At 40.1% G+C, this 18,079-nt stretch carries 10 protein-coding genes and 1 pseudogene; 4 read left to right on the forward strand and 7 right to left on the reverse strand.

What is annotated here, in order from left to right:
- Window positions 1–3: 3 nt before the first annotated feature.
- On the forward strand, window positions 4–5,046 hold the full coding sequence (locus IEE83_RS15095; protein WP_194121376.1) for an ExeM/NucH family extracellular endonuclease: 5,043 nt from the start codon (window positions 4–6) through the stop codon (window positions 5,044–5,046).
- Between the two features lie 348 nt (window positions 5,047–5,394).
- Here the strand turns inward: IEE83_RS15095 and IEE83_RS15100 are convergent, their stop codons facing one another.
- Window positions 5,395–6,303: an RpnC/YadD family protein gene (locus IEE83_RS15100; RefSeq protein ID WP_194121377.1), complete on the reverse strand. Its 909-nt coding sequence runs from the start codon at window positions 6,301–6,303 to the stop codon at window positions 5,395–5,397.
- 221 nt (window positions 6,304–6,524) lie between these two features.
- On the opposite strand from IEE83_RS15100, the pseudogene IEE83_RS15105 reads away from it, so the two are divergent.
- A pseudogene (locus IEE83_RS15105) lies at window positions 6,525–6,824 on the forward strand (zinc-binding dehydrogenase); the annotation flags it as partial.
- A 28-nt stretch (window positions 6,825–6,852) separates the two neighbouring features.
- Here IEE83_RS15105 and IEE83_RS15110 read toward each other — a convergent pair.
- From IEE83_RS15110 to IEE83_RS15125, 4 genes are all read right to left on the reverse strand, one after another.
- Window positions 6,853–7,737 (reverse strand): helix-turn-helix domain-containing protein, encoded by an 885-nt coding sequence (locus tag IEE83_RS15110; RefSeq protein WP_194121378.1) that lies wholly within the window; start codon window positions 7,735–7,737, stop codon window positions 6,853–6,855.
- 155 nt (window positions 7,738–7,892) lie between these two features.
- Complete coding sequence (locus tag IEE83_RS15115) at window positions 7,893–9,194, reverse strand: PepSY-associated TM helix domain-containing protein (protein ID WP_194121379.1); 1,302 nt, start codon at window positions 9,192–9,194, stop codon at window positions 7,893–7,895.
- Window positions 9,195–9,329: 135 nt separating this feature from the next.
- Window positions 9,330–10,562, reverse strand: a complete 1,233-nt coding sequence (locus IEE83_RS15120) for a DUF4374 domain-containing protein (protein WP_194121380.1) — start codon at window positions 10,560–10,562, stop codon at window positions 9,330–9,332.
- A 45-nt stretch (window positions 10,563–10,607) separates the two neighbouring features.
- Window positions 10,608–12,983: a TonB-dependent receptor gene (locus IEE83_RS15125; protein ID WP_194121381.1), complete on the reverse strand. Its 2,376-nt coding sequence runs from the start codon at window positions 12,981–12,983 to the stop codon at window positions 10,608–10,610.
- Between the two features lie 432 nt (window positions 12,984–13,415).
- On the opposite strand from IEE83_RS15125, the gene IEE83_RS15130 reads away from it, so the two are divergent.
- Both IEE83_RS15130 and IEE83_RS15135 read left to right on the forward strand, forming a co-directional pair.
- On the forward strand, window positions 13,416–13,781 hold the full coding sequence (locus IEE83_RS15130; RefSeq protein WP_194121382.1) for a hypothetical protein: 366 nt from the start codon (window positions 13,416–13,418) through the stop codon (window positions 13,779–13,781).
- 119 nt (window positions 13,782–13,900) lie between these two features.
- Window positions 13,901–14,494, forward strand: coding sequence for a TetR/AcrR family transcriptional regulator (locus tag IEE83_RS15135; protein WP_194121383.1), 594 nt, complete (start codon window positions 13,901–13,903; stop codon window positions 14,492–14,494).
- A gap of 249 nt (window positions 14,495–14,743) precedes the next feature.
- Here IEE83_RS15135 and IEE83_RS15140 read toward each other — a convergent pair whose 3' ends face one another.
- Together IEE83_RS15140 and IEE83_RS15145 are read right to left on the reverse strand one after the other, a co-directional pair.
- Window positions 14,744–16,441: a hypothetical protein gene (locus tag IEE83_RS15140; protein WP_228101823.1), complete on the reverse strand. Its 1,698-nt coding sequence runs from the start codon at window positions 16,439–16,441 to the stop codon at window positions 14,744–14,746.
- A gap of 153 nt (window positions 16,442–16,594) precedes the next feature.
- Window positions 16,595–18,016: a DUF1501 domain-containing protein gene (locus IEE83_RS15145; protein ID WP_194121384.1), complete on the reverse strand. Its 1,422-nt coding sequence runs from the start codon at window positions 18,014–18,016 to the stop codon at window positions 16,595–16,597.
- Between the last annotated feature and the right edge of the window lie 63 nt (window positions 18,017–18,079).

An 18,079-nucleotide genomic window follows, 5' to 3' on the forward strand; every position in this document is an offset into this window, starting at 1 on the left:
GAAATGAAGAGAATTTTTACAGAAGAAAATGCGATTTGTACCCGCCGGATAAAACGGGCAGTCCAAAATGCTTTTTTGATCTTCCTGTTTTCCTTGATAGGTTTTAAAAATCTACAAGCACAGGCTGTTACACAAAGCGGGTTCATATCCGTCCTTACTCCACAGTACATGTCAAGTGGAACTTCAACCCGCTTGCCGGTTATGTTCAGAGCGACAGTAACTGGCTTGACGGCAAACACGCTTTACAGATACTTTACAGGCGGCGCCATATCAACTGATTTTGGCGGGACAAATCCTGGTGCGGGTAACCCACTGATGATCAGCGCGAGCGGTACAACTTATACGTATTCATCTGGCGCATCTACCACATCCGCTGGTAATTATGAAACTTTCACAACCGATGGCACTGGAAACTACACCGGCTGGTTTGGTTTTGTAAATACAGGAAATGCCCGCTTCACTGCTGGTAACGATATTTATCCTGTCATAGTTATAGCCAGTTCAACAGGAACCATTTTATTCCGCAATGTTCTGGATACTTCTATTAAAGTTTTAGGCTATGGAACCGCCCAGACGGCCAATACCGGATCATTTATTAAAGAAACTTCTTCCGCGACAGCCAAAAATCTAGTCGCTATTTACGATAATACAATTGGAACGGGCAGACCTTTATTTATTGCACCAGTGGAAGCAACCGGTGCTACGGTAGCCAGTGTAGTAAGCGGTTACGCCACAGCGGCAGGAAGCTGGAATGCAATTATTCCAAATGTTTTGCCAAATGGAGTTAGAAGAATTGAACAAAGAAGTGTTACTACCGGAAATGTTGTGGGTTGTGCAACCGATGACGACGGAACATGGGCAACAGGATCAGTTAATACCGTAAACCCCGCCACTGGCACAACAGCAATTACAATTTCAAATACAGATGCGCCTTTGACTTCATGTGGCCCAACTGTAACCTTATCTGTAAATCCTGCTACGGCATCTGAGGCTAGTCAGACCGTTGTCACCATTACTGCAACTTCCACAGCTACTACAACAACGGATCAAACAGTTACAATTTCAGTCACAGGGACAGGTATCACAACTTCTGACTACTCTTTAAGTTCTTCTGTAATAACAATTCCTGCCGGGCAAACTTCCGGTACTGCAACATTTACCATCATTGATGACTCGGATGATGAAGGTACAGAAACTGCTATTGTAACGTTAACAAATCCATCCACGGGTCTCACAATTGGCTTGCCATCTTCTCAGAATATTACAATTACAGATAATGACGGAGCTCCGAATGCAAATGCTCCTGTAATTCTGGCTGACAATGAAACCGTGATTGATCCTGAAAAAACTACGGCCTATTTGAGCATTCCGGATGCAAGTCCGGTTGCAACACCTGCGGCTTTTGTAAGTGGTGTTATTAATGATCCGACCGATCCGGCGAAAACAATTGGTTTGGAGTTTAATATCAGTGATGTTGAAACAGCAGCTGGCTTACTTGTCGCGACTGTATCAAGTAGTAATACAACTGTGGTGCCAAATGCTAACCTGATAATTTCAGGAACTGGCAACAGTCGTAATCTTAAAATAACTCCTGCTGCTGTTGGTTACAGCGACATTACCATTACTGTTTCAGATGGCTCATTATCCGACTCATATGTCATAAAATATGCTGCATCTGCTGCTTCAGGCAGTCCTGCTACAACCAGATTTTTAACACAGGTTAGCGATGCTTCTACCGCACAGGCGGTGGATGAAAATTATGTTTTAGTTGCTGATGATGAAAATCAGGTTTTAAGACTTTACAACAGAACAAATTCTGGTTTACCAGTCAATGGTTTTGATTATACTTCTTCATTAGGTCTTACCGATTTGTCAGGAGGTTTGGCTCGCGAAGTTGATATTGAATCATCCGTAAAAATCGGTAACCGGATATTTTGGTTAGGATCACACGGAAATTCCTCCGAAGGAAAAAACAGACCTAACCGCAGCAGACTTTTTGCCACGGATCTTTCCGGAACCGGTGCATCAGCAACATTAAGTTATGTTGGAAGATATGACGGATTAAAAACGGATTTACTTGCCTGGGATGCTGCTAACGCAAATGCTCTCGGTTTGACTGCCAGTGCAGCAACAGGAAAAATACCGGAAGATCCTGCTCTTGATGGTTTTAATATTGAAGGATTAACAATTGCTCCGGATGGAACAACGGGCTACATTGCTTTCCGCGGACCCATTGAACCGGTTTCATCCCGTAACAGTGCACTGATCATTCCATGGACTAATATGACTTCTCTGGTTAGCGGGAATCCTACTACCGGGCCCGCTACTTTCGGTACGCCAATTCAACTTAATCTTGGTGGGCGAGGAATTCGTGAAATTAAGAAAAATAGTACGGGAGAATATCTGATCATTGCTGGACCGTCGGATGGAGCAACCGGTATTGCACCAAAGGATTTCAGGTTATACACCTGGACAGGAATTCCTGCCGATGCACCGGTATTACGTTCTGCAAATCTGACCGTATTAAATGTTAACGGAAGTTTTGAGTCCATTGTTGATGTTCCTGCCAATTTGACCAGCACAAGCCAGATTCAGCTTTTGGTTGATAATGGCGATGCCGATTTTTATGGTGATGCAACAGCGGCAAAAGATTTGTCACAAAATAATTTCAAAAAATTCCGTAGTGAAATTGTCACCCTGGGCACAACGCCACTGGTTGCCACTTTAATTCATAACATCCAGGGAAGCGGCAGCTCGGCAGCGCTGACAGGTGTACAAACAATTGAAGGTATTGTGACCCGCACATTTTTGGGAACAAATGGTTTGAGTGGATTTTATGTTCAGGAAGAAGATGCTGATGCAGACTCAGATCCGGCAACTTCGGAAGGAATTTTCGTTTACAATGTCGCAGCAGATCCAATTGGACTGGTAACACCTACCGAAGGCGACAAAGTTAATATCACAGGGACAGTTACAGATTTTGTAAGCACTACGAGTGGTGTTACAACGAGTTTGACGGAATTAAAAACGTTGACAAGTTTTACAAAAATCGGAACGGCTCCTCTGCCAACTGTCACTTATATAAAACTACCGGTAACCAATGTTTCAGATTTGGAACGTTATGAAGGTATGCTGGTAAATCTGAGTGCTACAACGGGCAATCTGGCTGTGACAGAATATTTTCAACTGGGCCGTTACGGTCAAGTTGTTTTAGCCGCTGATGGTGCCAGCAATCTTGCCGGTACAGATGCCAGACTTGACCAGTTTACACAATTCAGCGCTCCGAGTGTGGCAGGTTACTCAGCTTATTTAGCAGAAATAGCAAAACGCAAAATTATTCTTGATGACGGAAGCGGAAGGCAAAATCCTGATCCGATTATCTTCGGTCGTGGAGGAAATCCAGTAAGCGCAACAAATACTTTAAGAGGCGGAGATGAAGTGAGTAATGTCACGGGAATTCTGGATGAACGTCTGGAAGGATACAGAATTCAAACCGCGACGGGCGTTAATTTTACAGCAGCTAACGTTCGTCCGGTAACACCTCCATCTGTTGGAAGCTCAGCTACTTTAAAAGTTGGAAGTGCTAATGTGCTCAATTATTTTACATCGCTTGATCTTAATGCAAGCGGCACAGATTTTCGCGGCGCAAATACCGCTGAGGAATTAACCAGACAAAGGACAAAGGTTATAAAAGCCATTACCGGTTCAGGAGCAGATGTGATGGGTTTGATGGAATTGCAAAACAATGGAGCTACGCCAACAGCAGCATTGGCCGATCTTGTGGATGGCTTAAATACGGAAGCTGGTGGTAACGTTTATACCTATGTGAATCCGGGATCGATTGCGACTGATGCAATTACCGTTGGGATTATTTATAAAATTGGTAAAGTAGCTCCTGTCGGTTCGCCAACAACACTTTCAACAAGTGCTGCATTTAATCTGGTTGGTCGTAATCCATTGGCTCAGACGTTCAGACAAATTTCAAATGACGAAATTTTCACAATTGTTGTTAATCATTTCAAATCCAAAGGATCAAGTGCTGGTGCTGCCGGAGATACAGATACGGGTGACGGGCAGGGAAGTTCAAATGGGACACGTACACGCCAGGCCGAAGATTTAATTGCGTGGCTTGCAACAAAACCGACCGGAACTACGGATACAGATTATCTCATTTTGGGAGATTTAAATGCTTATGCAAAAGAGGATCCGATTACAAGACTTGCAACTGCGGGATATAATAATTTACTTCCAGTAACATCTTATTCCTATGTTTTTGACGGCCAGGTTGGCTCGCTTGATCATGCACTTGCGACAGGTTCATTACAATCACAAGTTACCGGTGCTGAAAAATGGCACATCAATGCGGACGAACCAAGTGTGCTGGATTATAATACAGAATTCAAAAGTACCTATCAGGTTTCCAGTCTTTACAGCGCCGATCAATTTCGGGCTTCTGACCACGACCCGATTTTAATCGGATTAAATCTGACTAAGCCGTTACCTGTTAATTATATTTCTTTCACCGGACAATCAGTTGATCAAGTTGTTGTATTGAAATGGGAGACGGCGAATGAAAAGGATAACGCAGGATTTGATATACTAAAAAGCACAACCGGAAACACTTTCGAAAAAATTGGTTATGTATCCGGAAATGCCACAACATCTGCCAAATCTTCTTACCAGTTTACAGATGCAGACGTAAAAACAGGTCAGATTTATTACTATCGCCTGGAACAACGTGACACAGATGGTACGACCGATTTGTCCAGAATCATTGGTGTATCTGTGAAAGGATTAACACAAGCCGCCTTTGTATACCCTAATCCGAATAACGGCGTTTTTTCCGTAACCGCTTCAAATGCCGGAAATACTTCTGTGAGATTGTACAACAGTTTAGGTGTTGAAATTAAAGTTAATGCGCAGAAGACTGAAAGTCAGGAGACTTTGTTCATTCAACCTGCTGCAACATTAACCTCTGGTGTATATTTCCTTCAACTGGAAACCAGTGATAATGAAAAGAAATCACTTAAAGTGGTTGTAAAATAAGATTGCTTAATTAACGGAAAAGCCGGTTAAATCACTATAAAATGATTTAATCGGCTTTTCCGTTTTAAAAAATAGTATTTTTATTTATTAAGGCTCTTCATCACTTTTAAAACAAAACTTTCCGTAACTCCTACGAAAGTGGCTATTTCATTAGTTGTAAATCTTTTGGCCAAAAGAAGTTTTTTAACAAAATTAATTTGACTTTCTTCTCTCCCCTCTTTCCTACACCTCTCAAGCACCATTTCCTTTATGCCCATTATTCCATTTCGATTAGATCCCAATTAGTAAAAAGAAGTTTAAGTCATACCGAATTGAATTATCCTCTTTCCGTTTATTTAAATCACCTGATTACAAATTCATAGTCTTCATCACATTTAAAACAAAACCTTCCGTAACCTCAGTAAAATTGGCTATTTCCTGAGTTGTAAACCGATTTGATAGAAGTAAATTTTTAATAATGCTAACTTGACTTTCTTCTCTTCCCTCTTTTTTTCCTGCATTATTCCCCTCTCGCTTAGCTCTATCAAGCACCATTTCCCGTATGCCCATATTTCGTTTATTTTCAGTTAATTCTTCAATAACCTTATCAAATTTAATACTATATTCTGAATCCGCAAACCTTAGGTATTGATGTAAAAAGATTAACAAATCATCTATTTTCTTTCTTTCAATTTTTCTTTTCAACAAATTTCTCGCCAGTATATATTTTAAATTGAAAAGATCTTCGTCATTCAATTTCTTTCTTTTTAAAGCCAAAAGCACCGTTAAAATTACAACCGAAATCGGATTTTCATTTTTGGTTAAATCAGCTTCATGTTGATCGATTATTTTATAGGTATTAAACGAAAAGGTGTTTTTAGTTCCAAGAAATTCATATTCAAAAACCGAGGGGTGATATCTTTTATTCCTGTCTGTAAAAATGGCGATGGCGGTTAAAGGTTTGCCATACTTATCCAGAATACGATAAAAATAAGTGAACATCCTTTTCGAAAAATTCTTATCGTTATATCCCTGAACCTCAATGTGAACCAGAATCCATTCTTCCTTTCCTGCTTTCGTAAATACTTTTACCAGTTTATCTACAAACTTCGGTGCTTCGATTTCTTCTGATGGAAAAAGTTGTTCCAGTTCTTTATCCATAAATTTAAATCCCTTTTCAATATTCAACACGTTGTCAGCATCCTGAAAAAAGAATCTCAGGAAATCCTCGCATAAATTTTCAAGTATTCCTTTCCAAAGTGTATCATCTCTGTTCATTTTCTTTACAAAAAGAATAAATGTGTGTGCCTATGGATTCTTAAACGTGAAAATGTTAAAAAAGTCATTGTATGAATATAACTATCTTTAATTTTGGCCTTAAAGTCGACCAGCCATTTCCATTTTAAATTTTGATACTTACCCTCAATGAAAACTCTTGTCTGTATTACTCCGGGAGAATTTTCCTATGAGGAATTCGAAGAACCAAAACAATCTGCGGGATAGGTGTAACCCATACAATCAATACGCTTACTGAAAACGCAGCTGAAAGATTAAGTGAGATTACCAGCAGTGATATGCCAACGATTATTATTGATGCAACAGCAAATTTACGGGCCATCAACACTGCTTTCGCCTATCTGGCACATGGCGGAACTTACGCGCTGATTGGTTTGCAAAAGGGAGAAATCAGTTTCAGTCATCCCGAATTTCACAAACGGGAAGCGACATTAATGAGCAGCAGAAATGCAACCCGGCAGGATTTTGAACATGTAATTGACAGCATGAAAAAAGGGCTTGTGTCAAGCGACTTTATATTTATTTACTTCCTCAGCGGATCACATCTCCCGTTTTCTTTCTAAAATCTTCCGGCGTATGTCCTGTTTGCTTTCCAAAAAACCGCGTAAAATAAGATGGTTCAGAAAACCCCAGCTCGTAACTAATTTCTTTAATTGATTTGTCAAAGCAGCTGATCTCTCTTTTGGCTTCAAGGATCAGACGGTCGTTGATGATCTGGTTAATTGTTTTACCAAAAGTATCTTTTGATAATTCGTTCAGCCTTTTTGCGCTAAGTGATAGTTCATTCGCATAAAAAGCGGCACTTCTTTGTTGCTTGAAATGGGTTTCAACGGATTCCATAAGCAGATTCATTCTGCTATCCGCGTTCCCGTCCTTTTTAGCTTCTTTTTGGAATTCAATACAATGTAAAAACCAGCTCCGAAGATAGGATTCCAAAATGGCCGGACGTTTTTCGCCGTCATATTCAAGTTGAATCAAATCAATCAACTTGTGAAACAGGCAAACCTGTGAATCCGGAACAATGATTGAAAAATTAACCGAATAGTAAAATAACTTAAAAATATCGCCGGCAATCAGCCGCTCAAAAAAATCGTTCGAAATTGCAAAGAGGTATCCAACCTTATCCTGCTTGTCGATATTATGGACCTGATCCGGAAGAAGCAGAAATAACTGATTGCGGTGAATCGGATATTTTATAAAATCGATATAATGTACCTGTCTCGGTTTGACATCTGTAAACCAAAGAAATTCATAAAAATCATGACGATGAATTCCATTGAAGTAATGCTCATTACTTTCCTCAATTTTACTCATAGCAAAAAAGTCCCCGCCCAATTCATGCAGAGGGAAATCAGTATTTTTTATCTTTTTGGTTTCATTTATAAATTCAGATGACTTATTAAAATTATTTTTCATGGCATTACAATTCACACGGCACTTTTCAAATTCAGCAGGAACAAAACTAAATCATTTATTTATTAAGTCTAAGTTCGAAATAAATATTACTCAATTACGTATTTCAGTACAATTTTCTAAATCAATGAGTTAATACCAAATTTGCAAGTTTTCGATCAAACCGATGAAGAGGAATCGATTGTGTTTTTTTCGCTTACACCAGCATTTCTGACCACGCCAGGTTTGAATTTTGGTCTGGCTGCTGACACAGTGTTTTCCTGTCTATCCGTGATATTTTTGCTTTGCGACTTTTGTCCTTTTTTAGCATCCTTTTTGCCTTTCTTCCCAAAACCTTTACGTCCCCACCAAACCAGAAAACCCGTTACCGGCAAACTTGCACCAATCAGACTGGAAAGAAAAGCCAGTACTTTTCCCGGGAAGCCAAGAATACTTCCAACATGAATATCATAATTCATTTTCCGGAGTTTTGTTCCAAATGCCGCACCTTCATAAGCAGCCCCAAAAACTTCATCTTTTGGCAATTCTTTCAAAGTATGCTGATCAAATGAATAACTGCGGTTATTGTAAAACTGACCGCTGTTGGGATAGATCGTTACATATATTGAAGATTTTGCCTTCGCTGTATCGGGGAAACTATAATAAAAACCCTCCGCTTTCGGATTTTCACTTATCACTTTAATCCAGGCCTTATCCATTGCCTGCTGCGGTGTATAAAATTTGCCTGCCATTAAAGAATCCGAAGAAATTTCCTTGTCTCTACCCGGAAGTGATTTCCCCGTTGTCACCCAATACAAACCCTGGCTGTACCATTTTATCCCATAAACCATTCCCGTCATCGCAATGGCCAGCAAAAATAGCAGGGAGTAAAAACCAAGGACATTGTGCAGATCAAGATTTACTCTTTTGAAGGAAGCACCCCACTTTATTTTAAAACTTTTATCGACCGTATTTTTTGTCCATTTTTTTGGATACCACCATACCAGTCCCGTTATTAAAAGTATTACAAAAACCAAAGTTCCATAATTGACGATCGGACGCCCGATTTCAAACGGCAGCCAGAGAAAACGGTGACCGTTAAGTACCCATCGAAAAAAGCTGGTTTCGCCTTTTTTATGAACGTCTTTACTGATTATCTCGCCTGTATATGGATTAATTTTTAGTGTAATATTAGGACCACGACGCTCACCCAAGCCCAGATTTATCGCTCTGCCCTGCTGGTAATTGGCATAAGAAACCTTCACATCTGGATATGTTGCCTTTGCAATTTTCATTAATTGAGATGGCATGATAACCGCTTTATCCTGTCTTTCAATTTTAGTTTCCGGTTCGAGCAAACCTTCAATCTCTTCGTTGAAAACCCAGATACAGCCTGTGATGCAAACGATAAAAACGATGATTCCGGAAATAAGGCCAAGCCATAAATGGAGCCAGTTGTTGACTTTTTTAAAAGTTGTCATAATATAAAGATTGAATGACAGAGTGATAGAATGAGTGAATGATAGAATGTGTGCGCTAAACGGATTTCGTTAATAACAAAGCTTATCCCTCCCGAAGAAGTGGACAAGCTTTGCCTAACCTTAATAAATATGCTGTTATTTCACTTTTACGATGGCCGTAATTGCACCGCCTTCAACTTTCAAACCTTGTTTTGCAGTTGCCGCAGCAATATCAACTCCGTAAACCCAGCTTCCTGCGTCGGTATTAATTCCTACGTAAACTGTTTTTCCATCCGCGCTAACAGTATTGTTGTTGTAAGAAGCAGAGGAAGAAGCGATCGCTTCCGGAGCTCCTGTAACCCAGGTAAAAGTCTGGTTGTAAAGATCTGCGATGGCAAGTCTTTTATTTCCTGTGGCAGTATTTACCGTTCCATACATGTACAAAAGCACTTTACCTTTACTCAGATAAGTCTGATTAGCAATGTGATAACCGCCTGATTTTTCCTGTACATTGAAGAAATAGCTTTGATCGAACTCAGTAGTTCCTTTTTTAATTCTTACAAAGGCAGAAGGTTTTGTAGATGACGCCGCACCGCTGTTTGTTGCAGAAGCAGGTGAAAATCCATAAGCATCGCCGTTTTCATCCACAGCCAATCCATTGTTGAAATATGAACCAATGAAACTTGTTCTGTTGTCTTTAATCACTTTTTCAAGCTTCATAGTCGGATAAGAGAATACGGCAATCCAGCTGCTGTCCGGATATGCAGTTCCAAAAACATCCGGCGCAGCACCTTTGATACTCATATATGGAGCGAAAACTTTGTCTCCAACCTGCGTTGCTCCGGTAAAATGTGCGCGTTCTCCGTTTCCAGCAAGTTTCACGATATTTTCCTGTCCTTCGGCAACAATTTTAGATTGATCTGCATTGATTCTGAACCATGAAGAACTTTCATTCCCGCTTCTTGGCACTTTGATAATCAAAACGTCATCTCCGGCAGTGGCAAATACCTGAACCGTTTCACTTTGAAAATCAGAAGTTTTTACCAATTCTCCTTTTTCATCAAGTGCATAAGTGGTAACCGCACCAGGATTTCCCTGGCCATACAACAAACTGAAAAACTTGTTTTTATGGGTGATATAATAACGGTATGAACCATCCTGCTCAATTCCTTTTCCTACCGTACTGATCGTTCCTTGTGAAAGATCGCTTGTGGTAAGCAGATAATCGGCCACGCCGGAAGAACCAATCGGTGTTGACGCAACCACGTATCTTGACTCGGTAACTTCAACAGGATCTGTACCCGGATCTACGGTTTTGTCATCACTGCATGCGCTTAAAAACACACCCATTCCCAACACAAAAAACCACTGTAAATATGACTTTTTCATTTTTTGATTAATTAGAATTATTGAACTTATTGAATTAATTATTATTTATTTGCTGATAAAGTATCGAAGCTTAACGTAGAAACCACGGCTTGGTTTTTGAAGACTGAAATTGTCGTATAACTTGCTGTCGAGCATATTTTTACATTCCAAAGCGACGTTATACTTTCCATTTGCCATGGCATAAACAATGTTGACATCATGGCTTAATTGTCGTGGAATGTCCAGTTTGTCGCTTCCCAGACTTGGCCAGTACAGGTAGTAAGCGTGGACATAAAGCAGATTGTAACCTAAAGTCAGCGTGTTTCCTTTCTTGCCAAAATCTTTCAGGAAAAGTGCCGCATCCGCGTTTCCGAACATGAATGGCATATTAGGAATCCGGTCGCGGTAAAGCGGACTTTCTGTGGTGTAGCCGTCTTCAAATTTTGTATTATTCCGTAGATCCTGATAAGTAAGATTGACACCTGCTGTAAACAATTGTCGGAAAGAATACCGCACTTCACCATCGACACCGAAATTGGTAACATCGGCAAGGTTGTCCATAACCTGTTTTGTCTGGTTGGCATTTAATTTTGGACGGATAAAACCCTGGGCATCACGGTATAAAACATTGGCGTCGATGCTAAACCGGTGGATTTTATTAATGTTTCCCTGATAGCTGAATCCCAAATTGTAGTTATTACTGGTTTCCGGTTTCAGGTCAATATTTCCTTCCAGATTTAACAGGTCTCCGAAAAGTTCATCTGTTTCCGGCAAGCGGTAACTCTTTTCAAATGAGCCTTTTAATTGCAGATTTTTGTAAAGAAAATAAGTCGACGCCACTCCATAACCCAGTTTGCTAAAACTGTTTTTCTGATCCATGTATGCCACATCTCCCCAGTTTCCACTTGGATTGTAGGAAACCGAAAACTTATTATGCTGGGAGAATTGCTTTACAAAAACGGAGGTATTCCATCGGTCGCTATAATCAAATTTATAACCCAGACCGAGAACGTTTTTAGTATTAATACGCGGCTGTTCATACTTGTCGGCATCGGGAAAAAGTTCGTCTTTTCCTTTCCGGTTGAAGGTATTGTAAACGTTGTTTATTGTGATAGAATGGCGCTCATCAATCTGGTAGCTCAAATTCGCCGTAGCCAGACCGTTATTATTTCTGAATTTGTACAGAGATCTTTCGCGTTCGCTTCCCAGCCCTTCATATTGCTTGAATTGCTGAAACCAGTTGTAACGACGATATACGGTGTCAATGTTTTGTTCCTGCCCCAGATTATAATTTGCAGAAAGATTGAAATTCAAACCTTTAAAAAAAAGATCTTTCTTTTGATATTTCAGGCTGGGCATCACAATGTTTCCTCTTCGGTGCCATTTTCCAAAAACACTTACCATGCGCGCGCCGGTTTGTATTTCAGCTTTATTTTGGCCCAATGTTATCCCGACCAAAAGCTTGTCCGCAAACTTTTTACCAACTACGCCGACATTCGCAATCAGCGTTTCATTATGATAGGTATCATGGAATCTTCTTAGTCGCTGGTCTCGGAAATACTCACCTGTATTGACGTCGGCCACGTCCACATTGATCCAGTAATTATTGTTTGAAAAATTCTGAAACACGTTGAGCTGAGCAGTAAAACCATTTTTGGCAGTATATCCGGCATTAATTGCGGTACGGTGCGTATTAAACGATCCGTAAGAATACGATGCGTCCAGATAACTGTTCTGTTTTGTATTTGTGACAATATTCACAGCCCCGCCAAGAGCATCCGAACCAAGCCAGATTGGTACGACACCTTTGTAAACCTCCACCCTTTCAGCAAGATTGATCGGAATATTATTGAGCTGAAAAGATGAACCGAAATTGTCCATCGGAACACCGTCCAGGAAGAATTTTACCTGTCGGCCGGTAAATCCGTTAAGAGAAAAGTTCATGTTAGAACCGACACCACCACTTTCTCTAACGCGTACGCCCGAAACACGATCAAGTGCATGTGACAAATCGAGTGTTGAATTTTGAAGTTTTTTGGCGTCTATCGCCGTTACGTTATAAGCCTGACGATTAATTTCCTTTGTTTCTCTCCGACCGATAACGGAAACAGATTCCAGTTCTTTCGTATCAGATTCAAGATGAAAATTGATTTTTGGCTGCTCACCTTCTTTTACAGTAATCTGTTTTGACTGAGCCAGATAACCCATAAAAGAAACCGTGAGCTGGTAAGCGCCTGGTTTAACTTTTTCGAAATTATATTTTCCGTCAGCAGCGGTAAATGTGCCAAAAGAGGTTCCTTTTAGCGCAACTGCGGCACCTGGCAAAAGTTCGCCATCAGCAGATTTGACATGACCCGAAATCGTTACCGGAGATTTTTGGGCAAAAGTTATGATTGAAAGGGCACAAAGTATCCCTGTATGCAGAATTTTACTAATTTGCATTGCTTTAAAATGTTCAGCGTTTATAAGCATTGCGCTTTTGCGCAATGAGCCGGGTGGTTGCAGCCATCCGGTTTTTTAATTATTAGGATAGAGGGGATTTATAGTAGCGGTCACGTCATGATTTTATTTGTTAGGTAAAATAAATTATAGAAGTTTAACTGATAGTAGCTTCAAACCGGCCTTCCCACAGTCAAACGGAAAACTTATTTTTAACTCGCTCTATTATAAATAAATAGACTCATTCTAAATAAGAGCACAAAAGTACGTGCCGAAAATTAGTTACACTTATACAATTTGCCGGTTCAGTTGGACAATCTGCACCCGACTTCTTTCATTCATCCCGATATTTTTCCGTTCATGTATTGTCTGGACAAAATTTTAACAAGTACTGTATATTGCATAGTACCTTGTTAAACATTATTAATTTTAGCCATGAAAATTAGATATTTACTATTAATGCTTACTTTAAGCATACTATCATCCTGCAAACATTCAGGTGATGTAAAAATTTCTGTCAAAGACTCCGATGACGAGTATCGATTCACAGCTTATTTCGACGAAAAGAAGATGGATGAGATTGTGAAAATAATCAATGTAAATATTGCGCCCACCACGATCTCTTCCGATGCTAATGAAATTGATGTAACAACCACTCTGGAAGACAAGACCAAATTTGACCTTGAATATTCACCAGGTGAAGTTTTGGTCAAAATCAACAAAAATGAAAACAGCAAATCTTCTTATGTCAGGATCAAAAAAATGTGTGAAGAGATAAAAAGAGCCATTGGGAAAAAATAGCAGCCATAATTTTCAAATCCGGTCATACCTTCAAAGTTTGACCGGATTTTTTTGTTCTAAATTAATTTTTGCCATTAGACTTTTTAGTCTATTTTTATATTGAAATTTACTATACGGCTATGAAAAAAGCAGAAAGAACAAGGCAATTTATTATCGAGACGGCAGCGCCTATTTTTAATGAAAAAGGAATTGCCGGAACCACGATAGACGATGTTTTGGCAGCTACGAAAATGGCAAAAGGCGGCCTTTACGGCCATTTTAACAGTAAAGAGGAAATTGCATATACGATGGTCGATTTTCTGTTGGGGAAACTTTCTGACAGAGTAATTTCGGAAATTGGCAAGGAGAAAACAGCCAAAGGCAAGCTTTTCGCTTTCATGAATGTTTACAAAAATCCTTTGGCATCGTACATAGAAGGTGGCTGTCCGATTTTAAATTTTGGCGTGGAATCTGACGATACAAGTTCGGTTGTTAAGAAAAAAGTAAAAGATATTATTGAGGGCACGCGAACAATGCTGACCGAAATCATAAACAGCGGAATTACCAATAAAGAATTTTCGGATACGCTTGATGCACAAGATTTTGCGTTGAAATTATTCACAACCCTGGAAGGCGCAATGATGGTTTCTCGTGTCACGGGTTCAAATAAGCCAATGAATGACCTGATCAGAATGCTCAAAAAAGATCTGGAACTTCACGAAATTAAAGCTTAGCTTTTATAAAATTTAATCAACTAATACATAAAATACTTTAACTGATCCCGATTTTAGTCGATCGCATAAAATGAGGGTTGTAATTCAAAGATTGTTACTCTGAAAACGGGTTGTGCTGACGATCTCTTCAATTCAGAAAGATTTGTTTTGAGTAACTAATATAAACTCAAATACCAAAGACGCCTAAAATTGCCTTTGGTATTTAATCTGAAACCAATCCTGATTTCCACCTGAACAGGACCAGCAATATTATCTTTCTTTGTTATTACAATTGATTACCAACTGATTATTGATTGGCTGAATTCTGAAAACATAAGAGTCAGATGAAGCGCCTTTCTTGAACGAGCCGGTTTTGGCTACGATGCTGTAAGCAAAATTATTATTTGAAGTCGCCTGAATCAGGTTTGCTGATATCATTTTGAATGGCAGCTCAATACCTGGTGCCGATTTAAATTCAAGTGCCCATTTGAAGTTTTTATTTTTTGTATCACAATCTACTTCAAAACGGTCTTCATAAAATACGATTTGAAATTTTTCACCTGATGGCGCTGTGCAAACAACCTGCAAGACATTGGCAGCTTTTTCGGTGACGACAGGATTTCCGCAAGGAATTTCAACCGCTTTTCCATCTGCTCCTATTTTCACAATTCTCAAACCTGCCAGATTTGTTTTGGTACTCCATGAATAACCATCCAGTATCGGAAGTGTTTTATAAATACACTGCGTGGAAGTCCCTGCTTTTCTTAAATAGGTTGATTCAAATTTCTCGTCAAATAAATGTATGTCCCGAAACCGAAACTTTTCCCCTTGCCACAGCAAATTGGCACGATAAAAACGACTGTCATACCAAACCGTCTTGTTGCCTTCTTCGCGGTAGTCAGCCAGGGAAGTTACAGCCGTTGCCGGCGTTAAGGGGAATTTATTTTTAAACCATCTTCCCGATTCTGACAAAGTTTCAACATTAATCTTACCTGCATTTTTCAGCGAATCGATGATCGGAATCTGCATTTCAAACGCTTTCTTGATATTTGCCCAGGTAAAAGAATTTTCCTGTCCGGCCTGTGTATACCCGAAAGACAAACAAGGCTCCTCAGCCATGGATTTCAAAAACCACTCAACCCATTTACGATTTGCCCCACTTCTTGGATAGACCGGTTCGAGGGATTCTACACCTGATGAACCATCTCCTAAACCGCTGTCGTACTGATAAATAGAATCACTACCCAACATTCTGAAAATAGGAACTCCAATTTGTCCGGCAGTTGTTTGCGCGGGCATGTATGCGTTTAGGCGACTTGGATAATAAGCCTGATTCCAGTATCCTCCCCAAAGTGTATAACCATCCGTCCCGATCTGGTCCTTGCAATTACTGGATGCAACAATATGGTACTTGTCATACATGTAGGCAAGGGAATGCGAATCGATAAACCATGACCCTACGGCCGTTGGATATTTCCCAAAGATCGATTTAAATTTTGCCATATAAACATCAACCAGTTTTTCTCTTTCCTCCGGACTGTATCCGGTTGCGAATCCGACATTGGCATGCCAGTCCCACGAATATCTTCCTCGCCATTTTAATCCCGCTGCTTCCACATGTGGCTGCGTAATTTCCCACCAGGCTCCAACTTCCGAATCCGCTCCGATTTCTTCTTTTAACATTTTTTGATAGCGGGGATTGATCAGCGCGTCATACTGTATAAGCCAGGTTCCCGGCAATTTGTATTTTGCCAAAAGCTGCATTTCTAAATGTGTCGTTTCAAGAAGAACGGTTTCCGTGATCGCTTCGTCCCGGGGTTCGGATTGTCTGATAAAGTTGACAATATTTAATATGCGTGGGGCGGAATTGGCTTTTTCCTTTTTCTTGTCATCAAAATTCTTGCTGAATACAGGAGCGGTAAAAGCTATCAGCAACGGTAAAAAAAGGAATTTAATATTTAATCGCATGGTCAAGATTGACAGATTTTTCAAAATTCAAATAACACAACTGGTATAATTCAAAAGCGTAGATTATTTTCAAACACAAAGCTGCATTTCAAAATAATCTACGCTTTTGAATTCTGTCTTAAATATAATTTTAAAGACAATTCCAATTAAATTCTAGGTTAGAAGTTCCATGACAGCCTTACCTTTTCCATCTGGTGTTGTATAAAACGGGCGTTTTTCAACTTCATATTGCGTGTCTTCTGCGATACCCAAAGCGTGATAAATAGTTTGGTGAACGGCATCAATTTTAATAGGATTTTCTATGGTTTTACAAGGCCGCTCATCTGCTGTTTTACCATAAACAAAGCCTTTTTTAATTCCTCCGCCAAACATTAACATGGAACCTGCATCTGTAAAATGACGATGCATTCCGTAAAATTTCATGTCCGATAAAATATCCGGCTGTGGTACCTGCTCCTGTACTTTCAAATCCGGACTGCCCTCCACCATCATATCCCGACTGAATTCACTGGCCAAAACCACCATTGTTCTGTCAAGCAATCCCTGTTTGTCCAGATCTTTGATTAATTGGGCAATCGGACCATCGATTTGTTTTTTCATGTCAGCAAGCCGGGTGTTACCATTTTCATGTGTATCCCATCCTTTAAATGGCTCATATTCAGTAGTAACACTGATAAACCTGGCTCCTTGTTCAGTCAATCTTCTTGCAAGCAGACAACCCAAACCAAATTTACCGGTGTTGTAAATATTATAACTTTCCTTCGGCTCAGTACTCAGGTCAAATGCTTTGGATTCCGGCGAATTCAACAAAGCATAAGCTTGCTCCATGGAACGTTTCAATGATTCTCGCTGATAATCGCTGCCAAACTCTCCCACCGGACTGTTATTAATCAGTTCATTATAAAGCTGGTTTCTTCTTTCAAAACGTTTTGCATCCATACCAACCGGCGGACGCACACTGTCCAATCCCTGACTTGGATCCGGAATAAAAAAGGGCCCAAATTCATTTCCAAGAAACCCTGCGGTATGGAATGCTTTCAGTTCCTCTCCTTCTCCCAAAGTAAAACGCTGTCCGATGTCTATAAAAGCCGGAATTACCGGATTTTTAGGACCCAATTCTTTTGCAATCCATGAACCCAAATGTGGTGCTGCAACCGTCTGAGGCGGTTCATAACAGGTATGCCAGTGATATTGATGACGTGAATGAAGGATATGACCCATATCTGCGGCGGTGTAGGAACGGATCAAAGTTCCTTTGTCCATTACTTTTCCAATCGATTGCAGACCTTCCGAAAAATGAATCCCATCCAGGACAGTCGGCATTGATTTAAAAGTACTTAGTACCCGGTTGCCTTCCATACCTGTTTTGTAAGGCGTGTAAAGTTTGGGGTCAAAAGTTTCGGTATGCGCCATGCCGCCAGCCATCCATAATAGAATAACGGTGTCGGCGGTGGATTTTGCTCCGGGTTTACAGCCTGTCAAAACGTTTGCTAACGGCGAACCTGCGGCCAGAGCGGCCAAAGTCGCAGCGCTGGTTCTTTGCAGGAATTCTCTTCTGTTCCAGGTGGATTTCATTTTTAGGTCTTAACTTTTAGCGTTTAGGATTTAGCTTGACGCACCTTTATTATTAACGATATT

Origin of the sequence: Dyadobacter subterraneus, from assembly GCF_015221875.1 — a bacterium.
GTDB lineage: Bacteria > Bacteroidota > Bacteroidia > Cytophagales > Spirosomataceae > Dyadobacter > Dyadobacter subterraneus.